This is a genomic window from Inhella sp. (genome assembly GCF_027532025.1).
In the GTDB taxonomy this organism is placed as follows: Bacteria; Pseudomonadota; Gammaproteobacteria; order Burkholderiales; family Burkholderiaceae_C; genus Inhella.
The window spans coordinates 1-16,104 of sequence record NZ_JAPZSY010000022.1 but is presented as its reverse complement, the minus strand read 5'-3'; the positions used below and the strand labels follow the sequence as shown (position 1 = coordinate 16,104).

General features: G+C 69.3%; 17 protein-coding genes. 12 read left to right on the top strand and 5 right to left on the bottom strand.

Annotation, left to right across the window (positions count from 1 at the left end):
- Positions 1 to 52: 52 nt before the first annotated feature.
- Genes O9335_RS04450 through fabG form a run of 6 tightly spaced genes read left to right on the top strand, consistent with a single transcriptional unit; the run spans position 53 to position 4,927 of the window.
- Positions 53 to 901, top strand: coding sequence for a polysaccharide deacetylase family protein (locus tag O9335_RS04450; RefSeq protein ID WP_298384137.1), 849 nt, complete (start codon positions 53 to 55; stop codon positions 899 to 901).
- A complete protein-coding gene (locus O9335_RS04445; RefSeq protein WP_298384134.1) occupies positions 898 to 1,662 on the top strand; it encodes a trans-aconitate 2-methyltransferase in 765 nt (254 codons plus the stop codon). Before O9335_RS04450 ends, O9335_RS04445 begins: the two co-directional genes overlap by 4 nt.
- 13 nt (positions 1,663 to 1,675) lie before the next feature.
- Positions 1,676 to 2,866: a beta-ketoacyl-[acyl-carrier-protein] synthase family protein gene (locus tag O9335_RS04440; RefSeq protein WP_298384131.1), complete on the top strand. Its 1,191-nt coding sequence runs from the start codon at positions 1,676 to 1,678 to the stop codon at positions 2,864 to 2,866.
- The gene (locus O9335_RS04435; RefSeq protein WP_298384128.1) at positions 2,863 to 3,657 is read left to right on the top strand and encodes a beta-ketoacyl synthase chain length factor; all 795 of its coding nucleotides are present in this window, start codon (positions 2,863 to 2,865) and stop codon (positions 3,655 to 3,657) included. Before O9335_RS04440 ends, O9335_RS04435 begins: the two co-directional genes overlap by 4 nt.
- A complete protein-coding gene (locus O9335_RS04430) occupies positions 3,654 to 4,160 on the top strand; it encodes a hydroxymyristoyl-ACP dehydratase (protein WP_298384126.1) in 507 nt (168 codons plus the stop codon). The genes O9335_RS04435 and O9335_RS04430 overlap by 4 nt, the downstream gene beginning before the upstream one ends.
- Before the next feature lie 20 nt (positions 4,161 to 4,180).
- The gene (gene fabG, locus O9335_RS04425) at positions 4,181 to 4,927 is read left to right on the top strand and encodes a 3-oxoacyl-ACP reductase FabG (protein ID WP_298384123.1); all 747 of its coding nucleotides are present in this window, start codon (positions 4,181 to 4,183) and stop codon (positions 4,925 to 4,927) included.
- A gap of 16 nt (positions 4,928 to 4,943) precedes the next feature.
- Here fabG and O9335_RS04420 read toward each other — a convergent pair whose 3' ends face one another.
- Complete coding sequence (locus O9335_RS04420; RefSeq protein ID WP_298384120.1) at positions 4,944 to 5,882, bottom strand: hypothetical protein; 939 nt, start codon at positions 5,880 to 5,882, stop codon at positions 4,944 to 4,946.
- A gap of 181 nt (positions 5,883 to 6,063) precedes the next feature.
- Between O9335_RS04420 and O9335_RS04415 the strand changes: the two genes are divergently transcribed.
- The 5 genes from O9335_RS04415 (at position 6,064) to O9335_RS04395 (ending at position 11,234) form a co-directional block, all read left to right on the top strand.
- A complete protein-coding gene (locus O9335_RS04415; RefSeq protein ID WP_298384117.1) occupies positions 6,064 to 6,600 on the top strand; it encodes a hypothetical protein in 537 nt (178 codons plus the stop codon).
- Between the two features lie 131 nt (positions 6,601 to 6,731).
- The gene (locus O9335_RS04410) at positions 6,732 to 7,439 is read left to right on the top strand and encodes an alpha/beta hydrolase-fold protein (protein WP_298384115.1); all 708 of its coding nucleotides are present in this window, start codon (positions 6,732 to 6,734) and stop codon (positions 7,437 to 7,439) included.
- Positions 7,436 to 8,674 (top strand): beta-ketoacyl-ACP synthase, encoded by a 1,239-nt coding sequence (locus O9335_RS04405; protein ID WP_298384112.1) that lies wholly within the window; start codon positions 7,436 to 7,438, stop codon positions 8,672 to 8,674. Before O9335_RS04410 ends, O9335_RS04405 begins: the two co-directional genes overlap by 4 nt.
- Entirely contained in the window at positions 8,671 to 9,498 is an 828-nt protein-coding gene (locus tag O9335_RS04400; protein ID WP_298384109.1) for a beta-ketoacyl synthase chain length factor, read from the top strand. Before O9335_RS04405 ends, O9335_RS04400 begins: the two co-directional genes overlap by 4 nt.
- Positions 9,499 to 9,530: 32 nt before the next feature.
- Positions 9,531 to 11,234: an NAD(P)/FAD-dependent oxidoreductase gene (locus O9335_RS04395; protein WP_298384106.1), complete on the top strand. Its 1,704-nt coding sequence runs from the start codon at positions 9,531 to 9,533 to the stop codon at positions 11,232 to 11,234.
- 4 nt (positions 11,235 to 11,238) lie between these two features.
- Here the strand turns inward: O9335_RS04395 and O9335_RS04390 are convergent, their stop codons facing one another.
- From O9335_RS04390 to O9335_RS04375, 4 genes are read right to left on the bottom strand one after another with little or no spacing between them, the layout of a single operon-like run.
- Positions 11,239 to 12,018, bottom strand: a complete 780-nt coding sequence (locus O9335_RS04390) for a glycosyltransferase family 2 protein (protein WP_298384103.1) — start codon at positions 12,016 to 12,018, stop codon at positions 11,239 to 11,241.
- Positions 12,015 to 12,779, bottom strand: a complete 765-nt coding sequence (locus O9335_RS04385; RefSeq protein ID WP_298384100.1) for a 1-acyl-sn-glycerol-3-phosphate acyltransferase — start codon at positions 12,777 to 12,779, stop codon at positions 12,015 to 12,017. Before O9335_RS04385 ends, O9335_RS04390 begins: the two co-directional genes overlap by 4 nt.
- Positions 12,776 to 13,819, bottom strand: coding sequence for a hypothetical protein (locus O9335_RS04380; protein WP_298384097.1), 1,044 nt, complete (start codon positions 13,817 to 13,819; stop codon positions 12,776 to 12,778). The genes O9335_RS04385 and O9335_RS04380 overlap by 4 nt, the downstream gene beginning before the upstream one ends.
- Entirely contained in the window at positions 13,816 to 15,174 is a 1,359-nt protein-coding gene (locus O9335_RS04375; protein ID WP_298384094.1) for an NAD(P)/FAD-dependent oxidoreductase, read from the bottom strand. Before O9335_RS04375 ends, O9335_RS04380 begins: the two co-directional genes overlap by 4 nt.
- 182 nt (positions 15,175 to 15,356) lie before the next feature.
- On the opposite strand from O9335_RS04375, the gene O9335_RS04370 reads away from it, so the two are divergent.
- Positions 15,357 to 15,998 carry a phosphatase PAP2 family protein gene (locus O9335_RS04370; RefSeq protein WP_298384091.1) on the top strand — a complete coding sequence of 214 codons (642 nt, stop codon included), beginning with the start codon at positions 15,357 to 15,359 and terminating at the stop codon, positions 15,996 to 15,998.
- Positions 15,999 to 16,104: the final 106 nt, after the last annotated feature.

Here is a 16,104-nt window from a genome sequence, read left to right as displayed (position 1 = left end):
TCAGTGCCGGCCCGCCCCGCTCCCTGCCACTTTGCTGTCGCCTCCGTGCCCCATGCCCGCGCCCGCTGAGCGCTCCACCCCCTCTTGGCCTTGGCCCCCTGTGTTGCAAGCCAGCCTGGGCCTGCACGCGGCCGCCGGGACCGCCGCGTTGTGGGAGCCCGGGACTTGGCCTTGGGCTTTGGGTAGCGTCGTGCTCAACCACGTAGGGCTGACGGCCGCTGGTCTTTGGCCGCGCAGCGCGCTGTTGGGACCTAACGTGCGATCCCTGCCGGCGGCCGCGGTGGCACGCCGGGAGTTCGCGCTGACGCTGGACGACGGCCCCGACCCCGAGGTCACCCCCGCGGCGCTCGACCTGCTGGACGAGGCCAGCGTGCGGGCCACCTTCTTCGTCATCGCGCAGCGCGCGGCGCAGCACGCCGGGCTGGTGCGCGAGATCGTACGCCGCGGCCATGACGTGCAGAACCACAGCCTGCGGCACCGGCACGATTTTTCAATGCGCGGGCCGCGAGCCTTGGCCCAGGAGATCGGTAGCGCCCAAGCCCTGCTGGCCGACTTGACGGGCCAAGCGCCGCACTGCTTCCGCGCGCCCGCCGGGCTGCGCAACCCCCTGTTGGACCCGGTGCTGCACCGCCTCGGGTTGCACTTGGTGAGTTGGACCCGGCGCGGCTTCGACACGCGCGAGGGCGATCCCGCCCGCGTGCTGCGCCGCCTGATCGGCCCGCAAGCGCGCGCCCTGGCGGCAGGCGACATCCTGCTGCTGCACGACGGCCACGCGCGGCGCACCGCGAGCGGTCAGCCCGTGCTGCTGGAGGTGCTCCCCCCCCTGCTGCACGCCGCCCGCGACGCCGGCCTGCACCCCACCACCTTGCGGGCGGCGCTGCCGGCCCGGCATTCGCCATGAGCATCACCGAACACACCCCACGGCGCACCCGCGCGGACGACGACGCTTGGCGCCGCCTGATCGACAAGGCCACCGCCCCCTACAGGGCCGCGGGCCGCTTCGCTTGGCATTTCGCGCGCGGCAAGCTCGGTCGCGACCCGGTGTTCCGCGGCATGTTGGAGCGCGGCGATTTTGGCCAAGGCGGTCGCGTGGTGGACATCGGTTGCGGCCAAGGCCTGATGGTGAGCCTGCTGCACCGCGGCGCCGAGTTGGCGCGCGAGGGCGACTGGCCGGCGGCCTGGCCGGCCGCCCCGGTGGTCACGGCCTACACCGGCATCGAGCTCATGCCACGCGACGTGCAACGGGCGCAAGCCTCGGTCGGTGGCCTAGCGCTGACGGACAGCGAGCGTCCGCGCTTCGTCTGCGGCGACATGCGTCACACCGATTTGCCGCCCTGTGACTTGGTCGTCATCCTCGACGTGCTCCACTACGTGGACCACGCTGCGCAGGACGCCCTGTTGATGCGTGTGCGCGACGCTCTGCGCCCGAACGGTCGGCTGTTGCTGCGCGTGGGCGACATGGACGACCTGCGCGGCTTTCGCGTGAGCCAGTGGGTCGACCTGGTCGTCACCTGGGTGCGAGGACATCGCGCGCCACCCACCTACGGCCGCAGCTTGGCGCAGTGGGAAGCGGCCCTGCTGGCCTTGGGCTTTCGCGTGCAGCTTGTGCCGATGAGCGCGGGGACGCCCTTCGCCAACGTGCTGCTCGTGGCCACGCTTTGATTCCGAGAATCCCATGACCCCGATCCCTATCACTCACCACACCCTGGTCACCGCCCTGGGCCACGGCCGCGCGGCCACCTTCGAGGCCCTGCGCGACGGCCGCAGCGGCCTGGTGCGACGCGGCTTCGAAACTGCCGACATCGGCTCTTGGTTGGGCGTTGTAGAGGGCTTGGACGACCTCGACTGGCGCGACGAACTGGCCACCTACGACTGCCGCAACAACCGCTTGGCCGAGTTGGCACTGCGCACCGACGGCTTTGCCGATGCCGTGCAGTCCACCGCCGCTCGCTGGGGCGCCATGCGCGTGGGCGTGTTCCTGGGCACCAGCACCTCGGGCATCTTGCAAACCGAACTGGCCTACCGGGAGCGCGACCCAAGTACCGGCGCGTTGCCCGACGCCTTGCACTACGGCGAAACGCACAACACCGCCTCGGTGGCGCGCTACGTGCGCGCCGCGCTGGGCCTTCAGGGGCCGGCGCACGTGGTGTCCACGGCCTGCTCGTCCAGCGCCAAGGTGTACGCCGCGGCCCAGCGCGCCATCCGCCTGGGTCTGGTGGACGCCGCCGTGGTGGGGGGGGTGGACAGCCTGTGCATGACCACGCTGTACGGCTTCAAGGCCCTGGAGTTGACCTCGAGCGAGATCTGCCGCCCCTGGGACGCCGACCGCGCCGGCCTGTCCATCGGCGAGGCCGCAGCCTTTGCCCTGCTGGAGCGCAACGGCGGACCAGCCCGCCCCATGGGCTGGTTGCTGGGCGCCGGCGAGAGCAGCGACGGCCACCACATGAGCAGCCCGCACCCTGAGGGCGCTGGCGCGGCACTGGCCATGCGCGCGGCGCTGGCCCAGGCGGGCCTAACGCCCGCGCAGGTGGACTACCTCAACCTGCACGGCACCGCCACGCCGGGCAACGACGCCGCCGAGGACCGCGCCGTTTGCGCCGTGTTCGGCACGGCCACGCCCTGCAGCAGCACCAAAGGCTTCACCGGCCACACGCTGGGCGCGGCAGGCGGCGTGGAAGCCAGCATCGCGCTGCTGGCCCTGGAACACGGCCTGGCGCCGCCCAGCCTGAACTTGCAAACGCAAGACCCCGCGCTGCACGCGCAGCTGCTGCGCGAGCCGCTGCAGGCACCGCTCCAAGTCGTAGCCAGCAATTCATTCGGCTTTGGCGGCAGCAATGCCAGCCTGCTTTTGGGAGCCCCCTCGTGAGCGCGTTGAACGTGAAGGTTCTGGGCATCGGCCTGCTCGGCCCGGGCCTGCCCGACTGGACCCAAGGCGCTGCCGCCTTGCGCGACGCATCCACCTGGGTCGACGGCCCCACCGTGGTGCCACCGCCGCAACGCCTGCCCCCGACCGAACGGCGCCGCGCCGGGCCGGTGGTGAAGGTGAGCCTCGTGGCGGCCGACCAAGCCGTGGCGGCATCCGGTCTGGACGCGGCCGCCCTGCCCACCGTGTTCACCTCGTCCACCGGCGAGCCCTCCAACTGCCACGCGCTGTGCGAGTCGCTGGCCGCACCCGAGCGCTTGGTCTCGCCCACGCGCTTCACCAACTCGGTGCACAACGCACCCGGTGGCTACTGGCACATCGCGGTGCAGGGCATGGCCCCATCCACCAGCCTGGCCGCGCACGACGCCAGCTTTGGCGCAGGCCTTCTAGAAGCCATGACCCAAGTGACGGCCACGGGCGCCCCGGTGCTGTTGGTGGCGGCCGACGTGCCCTACCCGGCCCCGCTGGACGCCAAACGGCCGACGCGCGACGCCTTTGGCGTGGCCTTGGTGCTGGCGCCGGTCGCGGCAGGCGGCCCCAGCCTCGGTCTGCAGTTGGTGTCCGAGGCCGCACCGACCGTCTGCGACCACGACGACTTGGATCGGCTTCGACTGGGCGTGCCCGCTGCGCGGGCGCTGCCCTTGCTGCAAGCGCTGGCGCGGGGGGGCGACAGCGCCGTGGTGATGGAGGGCCTGCCAGGCCTGAGCTTGGCGCTGACGGTGACGGCCGCATGAACGCCCCCCTCACCCCCACGAACACCTCCATGCACCCCGCCACGCTCGACCGCGACGGCATCGCCGCGCGCATCCCGCACAGCGGCAGCATGTGCTTGCTGGACGCCCTGCTGAAGTGGGACCCCGAACGAGCCCTGTGTCGCGCCACCAGCCACCGTGACACCACCAACCCCTTGCGCTCGCCCGGGGGCTTGCTGTCGCCGGTGGCGATCGAGTACGCCTCCCAGGTCATGGCCTTGCACGGCGGCCTCACTGCGCCGCCGGGCACTGCGCCCTCGGCCGGCTTCCTCGCGGCAGCGCGGGGCGTGAACCTGCACGTGGCTCGCCTGGACGACGTGCCCGGCGCGCTCCTGGTCAGCGTCACCCGCCTGGCCGGCGCCGAAGCACAAGCGCTCTACCAGTTCGAACTGCGCGACGAAGCCGGCCGCCTGCTGGTGGACGGCCGCGCCACCGTGGTGCTCAACACCCCCTTGCCCCGCCCGGCCGCCACGGCCGCGCCCTGACCCCCTTCCGAACCACGCCGATGACTGCCACCCCCCTCTCCCTGCAAGGCAAACGCGCCCTCGTCACCGGCGCCAGCGGCGCCTTGGGCGCCGCCATCGCGCGCCGCTTAGCCGCCGACGGCGCGCACCTGCTGCTGCACGCCAACGCCAACGCGGACGCGGTGCAAGCGCTGGCCGATGAATTGAAAGCCGCTGGCGGCAGCGCCGAGACGATGGTCTTCGACCTCACGAACGACGCCGCCACCGCCGACGCCGTGGCGAACATGCTGGCGGGCGGCGCGGTGCAAATCGTGGTCAACAACGCCGGCATCCACGACGACGCCGTGTTTCCCGGCATGCGCGCCGAGCAGTGGCACCGCGTCATCGACGTCTCGCTGCACGGGTTCTTCCGCGTCACCCAACCGCTGATGCTGCCCATGCTGCGCACGCGCTGGGGGCGGGTGATCAACATCTCTTCGGTGGCCGCGCTGTCGGGCAACCGCGGGCAGGTCAATTACTCGGCGGCCAAAGGCGCGCTGAACAGCGCCACCAAGTCGCTGAGCCAAGAGGTGGCCAGCCGCGGCGTGACGGTGAACGCCATCGCACCGGGCATCATCGCGTCGCCCATGGCCGACGGCAGCTTCGACCAAGCCATGATCGAACGCATGGTGCCCGCCAAGCGCGCCGGCACGCCCGAAGAGGTGGCCGCCTTGGCCGGTTTCCTGGCCAGCCCCGCCGCGGGCTACGTCACCGGCCAGGTGATCTCGGTCAACGGCGGGCTGTACTGAGCCTGGGGCCAGTGCGTCACAGCGGGGCCGCCGGCGCCGCCGCCGCACCCGAGAAGCTCGGTCCGTTCAGAGCCGCCAGCCCGTACCCGCGATTCACGTCCAAGCCCACGATGCGCCAATCGTGCGCGGGCAGGCGAATGGGGTGCACCACCTCCTCGTAACTGCGCATCGGCCAAAGCACGCCAAAGCGGCGCTGGTGTTCGAAGGTGTCCACCTCGGCCACGGCGCCCTGCGTGTTCGCAAAGCCCTCCAGCGTGAACCGAACGCGGCGCACGATGCCGAGCTCGGCGTCGATGAACGCGGCCACGCGGTCCAAGGCCACGCGGCCCAAACCCGGGCGTTTCCACACCTGCACCACCTGGCATGCACGGCCGTCCACGCGCGCTTTGCCCCCCAGTTGCATCGCGTGGCCCTGCCCGGCCAACCACAGCGGTCCGAGCAGGAACAAACCATAGGCCTCGGCCACCAGCGCTGCCGCCGCATCGGCGGCGGCCTGCGTGCTGGGCTGGCCGTTGAACCAAACCGCCACCTGCCCGGGGTGCACCGCGCCGGCTTGGCCGCGCTGCCACAACACATGCTTGCTGCCAGCCGGCCCGGTGAAGGCCTGCGCCACCACGCCGGCCTGCGGCATCAGGCGTTCTTCTGAGCTGCCGCGAAAGCCTTTGTCGACCACCACGGGCTGCACGCGGTCGATCAGCGGCCGCCACGCGCCCTCATAGCGCACATTAATGTCCTGAAGCCCCAGGTATGCGCCCCAGCCATGCTCGTCGGCGCTCTGCTGCAGCAAGCGCTCAGCCGCGGGATCGTGCGCGACCGCTTCAGACCGGACCAAGGGCAAGGGGGTGCTGCAGCCGGCCAACCCCAAAACGGGCAGCGCCGCGCCAGCGGCCAAGAAGCGACGTCGTGCGATTCGAGGCAGCGAGAGCGGAACGCGCTGCTGTTGGAGTTCAGCCATGAGACAGGAGCTTTCAAATTCAGTCGCGTCGTTCGCTGGCGGGATGGCTTTCGACCCGACGCCCGTGGACGATAGCGAGGGCCCAATATCCCTGCTCGGGCATGGTGGGTGCGCTTACGATGCCGCGCCCGCAGCCTTGGCCGCGGCTCCACAAACTCGGATCTCCAGAAGGACCCGCCCCATGTCTCAAACCAGTTCCTGCAGCGCCTTGCGCCTGGCCCTGCTTATTGCCACATTGACCCTTGCCGCCTGCGCCAACGTCTCCGGCCCCATCGGCGGCTCAAGCAAATCCGACACAGCGCCAGCGCCAGCCGCGGCGACGACTCCCGCCGGCCCGAAGATTGGCCCCGGCATGAACGAACGCGGCGAGGTCATCGACCCCAAGAAGGTCGAGTCCGGCTACGGCCTGAAGGTCACGGGCTTGAACAACTGGGAAGGCGAGATCACCGGCAAACCGGCTCCGGGCAGCAAGTTCACACAACTGAAGATCGGCATGCCGCTCAAGCAAGTCATGGACTTGGTGGGTACGCCAACCGACCAAGGCAGTTACATGACGGGCAAGGCCTGGATCCCCTTCAACTTCGGGAGCGACCGCTATCGCCACGAAGTGGTCTACAAAGGCCAGGGGCGGCTGATCTTCGCGGGCGCGGCTGGCTTCGACACCAACGCTCACCTCATCTGGATCATCCACAGCGCCAACGAACAAGGCTACCGCTGATGCCCACGGCCGCACCCAGGCAGCCGCAGCGCAGGCGGCTCATGGGGCGCGGCCTGACCTCAGCCGCCGTCCTGGCCGTCCTTGGCGCAGTCAGCGGCTGCAGCCTGCTGGCGCCTCCTGTTCTTCCTCGCATGAATTCGCTGCGTCACCCCAGCCCCTGCCCCGGCCGCTCCGACACCCTGGTGGTCATGCTTCCCGGGGCCTACAGCCGGCCGCCTGAGTTCATCGAAGCCGGCTTCCCGCAAGCGATGCACGAACGCGGCGTGCACGCCGACGTGCTCATCGTCGACAGCCACCTCGGCTACTACAGCGACCACAGCGTGTTGCGCCGACTGCGCGATGAGGTGGTGCTGCCCGCGCGAGCCGAGGGCTACCGCCGCATTTGGCTGGTGGGCATTTCGCTGGGCGGCATGGGCGCGCTGGGCTACGCCGTGCGCCACGGGGCCGAGATCGACGGTGTGCTGGCCCTCGCACCCTACTTGGGCCCCCGGCGCCTCACGCAGCAGATCGACGACGCGGGCGGCGCCCGCGCTTGGCGCGCCGCCGGCCTGGACGCCAACGATCCCGACGCCAGCGACGAACTCGACCGCGAGCTGTGGCGCACCTTCGCCACGCCCGAGTCCGCGCTGCCGTCCGTGCATTTGGGCTACGGCCTGGGCGATCGCTTCGCCAGCGCCCACCGCCGCTTCGCCGAACTGCTGCCCCACGACCGCGTGAACACCACTCCGGGAGGCCACGACTGGCCGGCGTGGCGTGCGCTGTGGCAAAGCTGGCTGGACCAAGGCCTGCTGGCCGACAGCCGCTGCGCGAATCCGGCCCCTGGCCGCTCTGCCCCATGACGCCGCTCGTTGTTCAGGCCTACACCGCCTCGTGCGCCGCCGGCGTTGGGCTGCCGGCCCTGGCCGCAGCGCTGCGCGCCAACACCAGCGGCCTGCAGGCGTTGACACCCGACAACGCGCCCCGCTGGGCGGGCACCTCACAAGTTCCGACGGCTTGGGTGGGAGCGCTCGACGCCCTGGCCACGCAGCCCCTGCCAACCACGCTGGCCGACTGGGACTGCCGCCCCACGCGTTTGGCCTGGCAAGCCTTGCAGCAAGACGACTTCATGACCGTCGTGGCCGCGGCCCGAGCGCGCTGGGGCGCGGCCCGCGTGGGCCTGGTGCTGGGCACCTCGGCATCGACCATCGGCGATTCCGAGGCCGCTTACCGGCAACTGGATGCCGACGGGGCCTTCCCCATCGGGCGCCGCAATCCGCGCTTGAACACCCCCCACGCGTTGGCGGCCTTCGTGCAGCAAGCGCTGGGTCTTGAGGGACCAGCGGTCACGGTGTCCACCGCGTGTTCGTCCAGTGCCAAAGCCTTCGGCAGCGCGCGGCGCTGGCTGCAAGCGGGCGTCGTCGATGCCGTGGTGGTCGCTGGCGTCGAGGCACTCAGCGCCAGCCTGCTGTTCGGCTTTCGGTCGCTGGGGCTCTTGGCCGACGCGCCCTGCCAGCCCTTCGGCGCGGCGCGCAAGGGCATCAGCCTGGGCGAGGCCGCTGCCTTTGCCCTGGTGCAGCGCCAGGACGCCGACACCCCGGCCGCGGCCCTGTGCTTGCTGGGTGACGGCGAAGCCAACGACGCGCACCACATGTCGGCCCCGCACCCGCAAGGCCTGGGGGCCGAGTTGGCCCTGAACGCCGCGCTGGCGCGGGCCGGCCTGTCGAGCGAACAGATCGACTTCGTCAACCTGCACGGCACCGCCACGCCGGCCAACGACGAAGTGGAAGCCGCGCTGGTGGCCCGTCGCTACCCCCCCACGGTGCACGCCTGCGCCACCAAGGGCCTGACCGGCCACACCATGGGCGCGGCCGGCTTGTTGGAAGCGGTGGTGTGCCTGCTGGCTTTGGAACAAGACCTCCGGGCCGGCAGCGCCCACACCCCGGCTCCCGACCCGCAGTTCGGCCCGGTGTTCGCCGAGCAACTGCGCCTGCAGCCGGTGCCCGCGCCCGTGCGACACGCGGCCAGTCACTCCTTTGGCTTCGGCGGCAACAACTGCGTGCTCGTGTTCGGGCGCGCAACCGGGGCCACCGCATGAGCACCCCCGCATTCCACCGGCTGTACGTCGAAGGCCTGGCCTTGTGGTCACCGGCCCTGCCTGGCTGGGCCGCTGCCGCACCGGCGCTCCAGGGCATGCCCACACCTGCCGCTGAGGCGCCACTGGCCAGCCGCCCCAGCCCCGCGCTGCTGGCCGCCAACGAGCGACGCCGCGCGCCTGATGGCGTGCTGGTGGCACTGGAAGTGGCCGCAGCAGCAGTGGCCATGGCCGGGCGCGACGCCGCGAGCTTGCCCAGCGTCTTCACCTCCGCCCATGGCGACTTGGCCGTGGTCGACGCGCTGTGCAGCACCCTGGCCAACGACCCGGCGCTGCTGTCGCCCACGCGCTTCCACCACTCGGTGCACAACGCCGCCTCGGGCTACTGGGCCATGGCCACCGGCTGCCACGCGCCCAGCAGCGCCGTCGCCGGCTTCGACACCAGCTTCGCCCTCGGCCTGCTGGAAGCCGCCACCCAAGCCGCCACCGAGCACACCCCCGTTCTGCTGGCGGGCTTTGACACTGACGCGCGGGGCGCGCTGGCCTCGGTCACGCGCAGCCGCGGGCTGCTGGGCGTGGCCCTGGTGTTGGCGCCCGAACGCAGCGCCGCCACCCGCGCCGTGCTGGACTGGGCGGTGCAGCCTGGCAGTGCGCTGTCCAGCACGCTTCAAAGCCCGGCGGCCCAGGCCCTGGCGGGCAATGCCATGGCCGACGCGCTGCCACTTTTCGAGGCACTGGCGCGCCTCGAAGCCCAGCCCGGAGCGCGCGAAGAACTGCAACTGCCCTTGGGCCCCAAGGGCTTGTTGCACTTGCGCACAATGCGTTGAATACCGGCGTCAGCGCCGTTTTTGATCTCCCGATGCACACCGAACCCGTTCCCACCCCCACCGACGTCTTGATCATGGGCGGCGGCTTGGCCGGCATGACGCTGGCCTTGCAACTGCGCCAGCGCCTGCCCGACCTCAACGTGCAGGTGCTTGAGCGCCGCCCCCACCCCGTGCCAGTGGCCTGCCACAAGGTCGGCGAAAGCAGCGTGGAGATCGGCGCGCACTACTTCGAGCACACCTTGGGCCTGCGCGAGCACCTGCAGGGCGAACAGCTGCGCAAGTTCGGGTTTCGCTTCTTTTTCAGCGAGGGCCGGCGCGACCTGCACCGCGTCACCGAGTTGGGCGCCAGCCGCCCGCTGCCGGTGGCGAGCTACCAAATCGACCGCGGGATATTCGAAAACTTCCTCGGCGAAGAATGCCAACGCCGCGGCATCCGCTTCATCGACGACGCCATGATCCGCCAAGTCGACCTGAGCGACGACGGCAGCCTGCACACCGTGCACTGGCAACGCACCGGCGAAGACCTGGTGACGACGCAGGCCCGCTGGGTGATCGACGCCTGCGGGCGCGCGGGCCTCATCAAGCGCAAGCTGGGCTTGTCGCGCGACAACGCGCACGCCGCGCATGCCGTCTGGTTCCGCATCAGCGATCGCATCCACCTGGACGCATGGCCGCTGGAAGGCGAGAACAGCGGCGATGAAGAAGCAACAGCCGCGGCCGCTTGGCGTTCGCGCTGCGTCACCCCCACCCGCTGGCTGTCCACCAACCACCTGGTGGGCGCGGGCTACTGGGTGTGGCTCATCCCCCTGGCCTCGGGCTCGCACTCGGTCGGCATCGTGGCCGACCCGAAGTACCACCCGCTGGACCGGATGAACACCTTCGAGAAGGCGATGGACTGGCTGCGCGAGTTCCAGCCCGCGCTGTTCGACGACCTCGACGGCAAGCGCGACAAGCTGCAGGACTTCGCTTTCTTCAAGCGCTTCAGCTACGACTGCAGCCAGGTGTTCAGCGACCAACGCTGGGCATTGGCCGGCGAAGCCGGCCGCTTCCTCGACCCGTTCTACTCACCCGGCAGCGACTTCATCGCCATCGGCAACACCTACATCACCGAGCTGATCGCGCGCGACCGCGCCGGCCAGCGCTTGGCGGCCCACACGCAGGTGTACGAGCAGGTATTCCGCTCGTTTTACGACAGCACGCTGGCGCTGTACGTTGACCAGTACGGCCTGTTCGGCGACCCCGAGGTGCTGCCCACCAAGGTCATTTGGGACTACACCTACTACTGGAGCGTGTTGGCCCAGATGTTCTGCCAGGAGCGCCTGACCGACCTAGCCTCGCTGGGCCACCTGCGCGACGAGCTGGCGGTGTGCCAGCAGCTCAACATCGAGGTGCAGCACTTCCTGCGCGCCTGGGGCACCGTCAGCCAGCGCCGCAACCTGCCGGTGATGCTGGACCAGGCTTCCGTGCCTTGGTTCGTGGAGCTCAACCGCAGCCTGCACGACGCCGGACTCAGCGACGAAGCCTTCCGCCAGCGCATCCGGCAAGCGGCATTGACCCTCCAACAGTTGGCGGGCGAGTTGCTTCAGCGCGGCCTAGAAGAACACCCAGGCTTGGATGGCAGCGCGCTGAAGGCGCTGCTGCCGCCGCAGGCACTGGAAAAGCCGGCGCACAGCCTGCTCTTCCCCAGCGCTGACGCGCTGGCGGCTGAAGCCGCTGAAGCCGCGTACGCCGTTTAAGCCGTCAGCGCTGGAAGGGCGGCCGCCCGGCCGCTTTGCGCCACACCAGCACGGGCAGGCGCAGCACAAACTCGACCATCAGGCGGGTGTGCATCCAGGTCAGCAACACGTTGTCGCGCACGTAGCGGAAGTGCGAGACGCCGCCCTCGTCGGCGCGCAAGTACTTCACCGGCGCGTCCAGGTTCACAGGCTTCACCCCGCGCCAGGCCAAGCGCACGACGGCCTCGGTATCGAAGTCGAAGCGGCGCATCCAGGGCTGGCGGACCATCACCGCCGCCAACGCGGCCACGGGGTAGACGCGGAAGCCATAGAGCGAGTCGGCCACGCCGGCACCCAAGGTTTCAAGGTTGGTCCACCAGTTGGACACGCGACGACCGCGCACCCGCAACAAGGGCGCGCTGGCATCGAACACCGGGCGGCCCAGCACCATGGTGTCGGGTCGGGCCATCGAGGCCTGCATGAAGGATGGGATCAAGTCGGCCGGGTGCTGGCCGTCGCTGTCCATGGCCAGCGCGTGGGTGAAGCCTTCGACCTGAGCCTGCTGCAGGCCCTGCAACACGGCCGCGCCCTTGCCGCTGTTCTGCGGCAAGACCCACACACGCAAACCAGGGTCGGTGGCCGCCATGGCTTGCAGGCCTTCGGCGGTGCCGTCGGTGCTGCCATCCACCACCACCCACACTGGCGCCCATTGGGCGCGCGCGGCGCGCACGGTGGCGTATACCTGCTCGCCCGTGTTGTAGCTGGGAATGAGCACCATGTGCGTCGAGGAAGGCGTCGTCGTCATGGGTGGATACCGCACAGTGGCGGCGTTTGGCGCACGCCAGCCGCAAAGTAGGACTCGAGTTCGCGCATTTGGGCGGCTGGGTCATCGGAAGGCTCAAACCGGCGGCCCAAACGGACCTTGAACACGATCGGCAGGGGCGGCAGCCGCCACAGCGGCCAGCCTTTGCAGAGGTAGGGCGACGAGGTGTCGATGAACACGGTTTGGATCGGCACCCCTGCGCGCTTGGCGAAGGACACGCCCCCACGAAAGGCGTTCACCGGCGGCTTCGTGGTGCGCGTGCCCTCCGGGAACAGCACCAACTGGCCGCCTTGCTTCAGGTCTTGCACCGCCAGCCTCACCAGCCCGCGGGGCGAATCGTTGCGGATGTAGCGGGCCAGGCGGGCGCCCGGCGCCAGAAACGGGTTGCGCATCAAGCTGGCCTTCATGATGCAGGCACTGCGAGGCAAGCGGGCCACCAGCATCATGGCGTCGAGCATGCTGGGGTGGTTGGCGACCACGATCAGCCCCCCTTCGTCGCGCAGGGCGTCCAAGGGCTCGGAGTGCAGACGCATCATGCCCACGGCGCGCGCCATCACCCAAAACAGGCGGTAGCCCGCGGCAATGCCGGCGCGGCCCACGCGCCGGCCGGTCTCGCGCGACAACAGCGGGTACAAGACCAACGCCACCGCGTTCCACAGCAAAGAGCCCAGCCCCAGCAGGAGCAGCATCACTTGCAGGGCCAGCCACAGCACTGGCGCGCCCATCCAGCGCAATGCGTTCACAACAGGGCCCCTGGCGCGAAGGCATGGGCTTCTATTTCCACCAGCAAATCGGCCCGGCAGATGTCAGCCTGCACGCAAGGTGCGTCGCGCCACGCAGGCTCGGCCTGGGCCAGCACCTGGCGCACCGCGACCGCGTCGGCGGCGTGTCGCACGTACACAGTAGGCTGCAGGCCGCCCAGCGTGTAGCGGGCGCTTCCGCCTTGGTGGGCGCTGTCGATCACTGCCTGCAAATTGCGCAACGTCTCTAAGGTCTGGGCCACCACGTCATCGTGGTGCACCGTGTGCTCGCCAACGATGCTGGCCGTGCCCGACACCAGCAGCGCCAACCGTCCCCCGCCCGCGTCGGCCAACGCCGCACGCGAGAAAGTCGGCGCGCGCGGCCCGTACGTGCGGCTGTAGCGGTAAGCCGGCACCTGCCGTGGGTTTTCCACCGGCCGCGGCGCCACCCTGCCCGCCAAAAAGCGAACGCTCAAGCCGCCCAGAGTAGGCCCCGCCGTGCCCAAGGCACAGGCAGCCGGCGCCCCTTCGAATGGGTCGCGCTGGGCGTCCATGAAAGCCTGCTGGCGACCGATGTTGAACTGTCGGTAACGCTCCAGCCCGCCACCGTCGGCATTGATGCGGGGCAAGTAATTCCAAAGCCGGAGCAACTGCGGGCAGCCGCAGTCGTCGAGCGCCGCAAACAGGTCGCGGTACGCACGGTAAGCGGTTTGCTCCAGCGCGCCGTCGGCCTCGGGCAGGTTGAGCTGGCCGAAGGCCCATTGCCCATCGGTCTGCCATCGCACGCTGCCACTTTGTCCGCAGCGCAGCGCATCGCCCTGGGTCACCCACACATCGGCAAACGGACATGTGGAGACCAGCAGGGGCGTATCCAGCGCGGCCAATCCGCTCGAGTCACCCCCCCAGCCCCAGGCCAAGCCCCCAAGGACGAGTCCTTCTTGGCGCTGGCCTTCGCGCCATTCGGTGGGGCTGAGGCGGCAGGCGCGCAAAGCATTGGGCACGCGCAAGTGAGTCTCGCGCGACAAGTCGTCAACGTGCTTCATAAGGGATCAGCGATGACGTTTTCGCCACGTACGGCGCCCACGTCCCGAATCAACCGGCGCCGGGCAAGCCAAGCGCTCAGCGTGCGCGGCAATGAGAACAAGGAGCCCAAGTAATACACACCTTTGAACGCCGCCAGCGACGCCCAAATCGGCGTCTTGCCGTAGATGTCGCCCGCCAGAAGCGACATCACCGCCTCCTGCATGCGCAGCGGGTTGCGCGGGTGCATGAACAGCTCGCGCAGCATGGGGTTCGTCATCCGGTGAATGAACCAAGAAAACTCTCGGGGGCCGTGCCGCATGCGTCGCTCGAACTGACGCCGCGCTGCCGGGTAGTCCTCGGGGGCATCCAGGGCCTTGGCCACCACCTCGGCGCCGTCAAAGGCGTTTTGCATCGCCAAGAAAACGCCCGACGAGAACACCGGGTCGATGAAAGCATAGGCGTCGCCCAGCATCAAGAAACGGTCGCCCGCGCAGCGGTCGGCTCTGTAGCTGTAGTTGCCCGTGGCCCAAACGTGGTCATCCACCAGCGCCGCCCCGTCCAACCGTCGCGCCAGTTCAGGCGCCAGGGCGATGGTGTCGGCGAAGAACTCTTTCAGCGGCTTTTTGCGCTGCTTTAAGTAGCTGGGCCAACACACCGCACCCACGCTGGTGCTGCCGTCGGCCAAAGGGATGAACCAGAACCAGCCGTGCTGGAACCAAAAGATGCTGATGTTGCCCTCCTGCTTGCCTGGCAGGCGCTTCGCACCCCGGAAGTGCCCGAAGAGCGCCGCGCTGTTGTGCCGCCGGTTCTTCTGCTTCCACTGGTTCTGCGTGGCCAAGAGGGTGTCGCGGCCGCTGGCGTCGATGACGAACTTCGCACGCCAGCGTTGCACGGCCCCGTCGCCCAAGACGGTTTCAACGTCGGCGCCTTGGGCGTCAAAGGCCACGCGGCGAACGCAACAGCCCTCGGCCGTGCGCGCGCCAGCGGCGGCCGCGTTTTTGAACAGGATGTCGTCAAAGTCGGCGCGCCGCACCTGCCAGGCCATGGGCAGGCTCTTGTCCCAGGCGTCGCCGAACTCCACGAAGGCCCGGTGGCTGTGCTGCGGCGAGCAAAACTCAACGCCCCACTTGGGCATGCCAATGGCCTCCACCTGGGCACGAACGCCCAGCTTCTCGAGCAAGGGAACACCCGCCGGCAGCAGCGACGCACCGATGTGGAAGCGCGGGTGGTGGGCCTTTTCCACCAACATGACGTCGCGACCTTGACGCGCCAGCAACGTGGCCATCGTGGAACCCGCAGGACCGCCGCCGATGATCAAGACCTCGCATTGGCGCAAGGGCCCAGAATCGCGGGCGGCGAGAGTCTCCGAGGTCATGCAAATTCGACGGACGAGGGGTGATGAGAGCGCCCCGTCTGGACCCGAGGGGGACTGCCATATGGCAATGCAGCCACGCACGCGCTGGTGCAAGTTGCCGCGATTATCTCAAACGCATCTTCATGAATCGATCTGGCTGTACCCCTGTCAACACCCTCCCCACCGCGAATTGGTGGGCCGACTTGCGTGACAGGTTTTGGTACCTGTTGCCGTTGAAGGTGGTCGGCATCAGCGGCTTCATGTGGCTCTTCTTCATCGGCTACTTCCACACCTTGCGATCGCCCCAGTACCCCGTCTTCGAGATGCCGCGCACTTCGCTGGACGCCTGGGTGCCCTTCCAACCTGAGGCACTGCTGGTTTATGGGTCACTGTGGTTGTATGTGGGCATTGCACCAGGGCTGTTGCTGCGCGTGCGCGAGTTGGTGGTCTACGGGCTTTGGGCAGGCGCCCTTTGCAGTTGCGGGCTTCTGATCTTCCATTTTTGGCCCACCGCCGTGCCGGCGCCGGACGTGGATGTGCAAACCTACCCCGGCTTTGCCCTTTTGCAAGGCGTGGACGCTTCGGGCAACGCCTGCCCCTCGCTGCATGTGGCCACAGCGGTGTTCAACGCCATATGGGTCGACCGACTGCTTCGCACCATCCGCACACCGGACCCCCTTCGTTGGGCCAACTGGTTGTGGGTGCTGGCCATCACTTGGTCGACCGTTGCAATTCGGCAACATGTTGTGCTCGATGCCATCGCAGGCGCTGCGCTGGGCACTGCCATCGCCACCGCATCAGTTTGGCTGAGCCCCTGGATTGGGCGCCGAGCCTCGGACTCCTAGGAGTCTGCGCGGCAGAAGCCCAGGCCGTCGCCGAGATCCCGGGGGCGACAGGCTAGGCGCTGGCGACGCCGCATGGCGGGCTACGTCAGGAGCCGGCCACGACGGT

Bases quoted from the DNA above. Each gene is read 5' to 3' on its own strand.
- O9335_RS04450 (WP_298384137.1), top strand. From the start codon at position 53: ATGCCCGCGCCCGCTGAGCGCTCCACCCCCTCTTGGCCTTGGCCCCCT.
- O9335_RS04445 (WP_298384134.1), top strand. From the start codon at position 898: ATGAGCATCACCGAACACACCCCACGGCGCACCCGCGCGGACGACGAC.
- O9335_RS04440 (WP_298384131.1), top strand. From the start codon at position 1,676: ATGACCCCGATCCCTATCACTCACCACACCCTGGTCACCGCCCTGGGC.
- O9335_RS04430 (WP_298384126.1), top strand. From the start codon at position 3,654: ATGAACGCCCCCCTCACCCCCACGAACACCTCCATGCACCCCGCCACG.
- fabG (WP_298384123.1), top strand. From the start codon at position 4,181: ATGACTGCCACCCCCCTCTCCCTGCAAGGCAAACGCGCCCTCGTCACC.
- O9335_RS04420 (WP_298384120.1), bottom strand. From the start codon at position 5,882: ATGGCTGAACTCCAACAGCAGCGCGTTCCGCTCTCGCTGCCTCGAATC.
- O9335_RS04415 (WP_298384117.1), top strand. From the start codon at position 6,064: ATGTCTCAAACCAGTTCCTGCAGCGCCTTGCGCCTGGCCCTGCTTATT.
- O9335_RS04410 (WP_298384115.1), top strand. From the start codon at position 6,732: ATGAATTCGCTGCGTCACCCCAGCCCCTGCCCCGGCCGCTCCGACACC.
- O9335_RS04405 (WP_298384112.1), top strand. From the start codon at position 7,436: ATGACGCCGCTCGTTGTTCAGGCCTACACCGCCTCGTGCGCCGCCGGC.
- O9335_RS04400 (WP_298384109.1), top strand. From the start codon at position 8,671: ATGAGCACCCCCGCATTCCACCGGCTGTACGTCGAAGGCCTGGCCTTG.
- O9335_RS04395 (WP_298384106.1), top strand. From the start codon at position 9,531: ATGCACACCGAACCCGTTCCCACCCCCACCGACGTCTTGATCATGGGC.
- O9335_RS04390 (WP_298384103.1), bottom strand. From the start codon at position 12,018: ATGACGACGACGCCTTCCTCGACGCACATGGTGCTCATTCCCAGCTAC.
- O9335_RS04380 (WP_298384097.1), bottom strand. From the start codon at position 13,819: ATGAAGCACGTTGACGACTTGTCGCGCGAGACTCACTTGCGCGTGCCC.
- O9335_RS04375 (WP_298384094.1), bottom strand. From the start codon at position 15,174: ATGACCTCGGAGACTCTCGCCGCCCGCGATTCTGGGCCCTTGCGCCAA.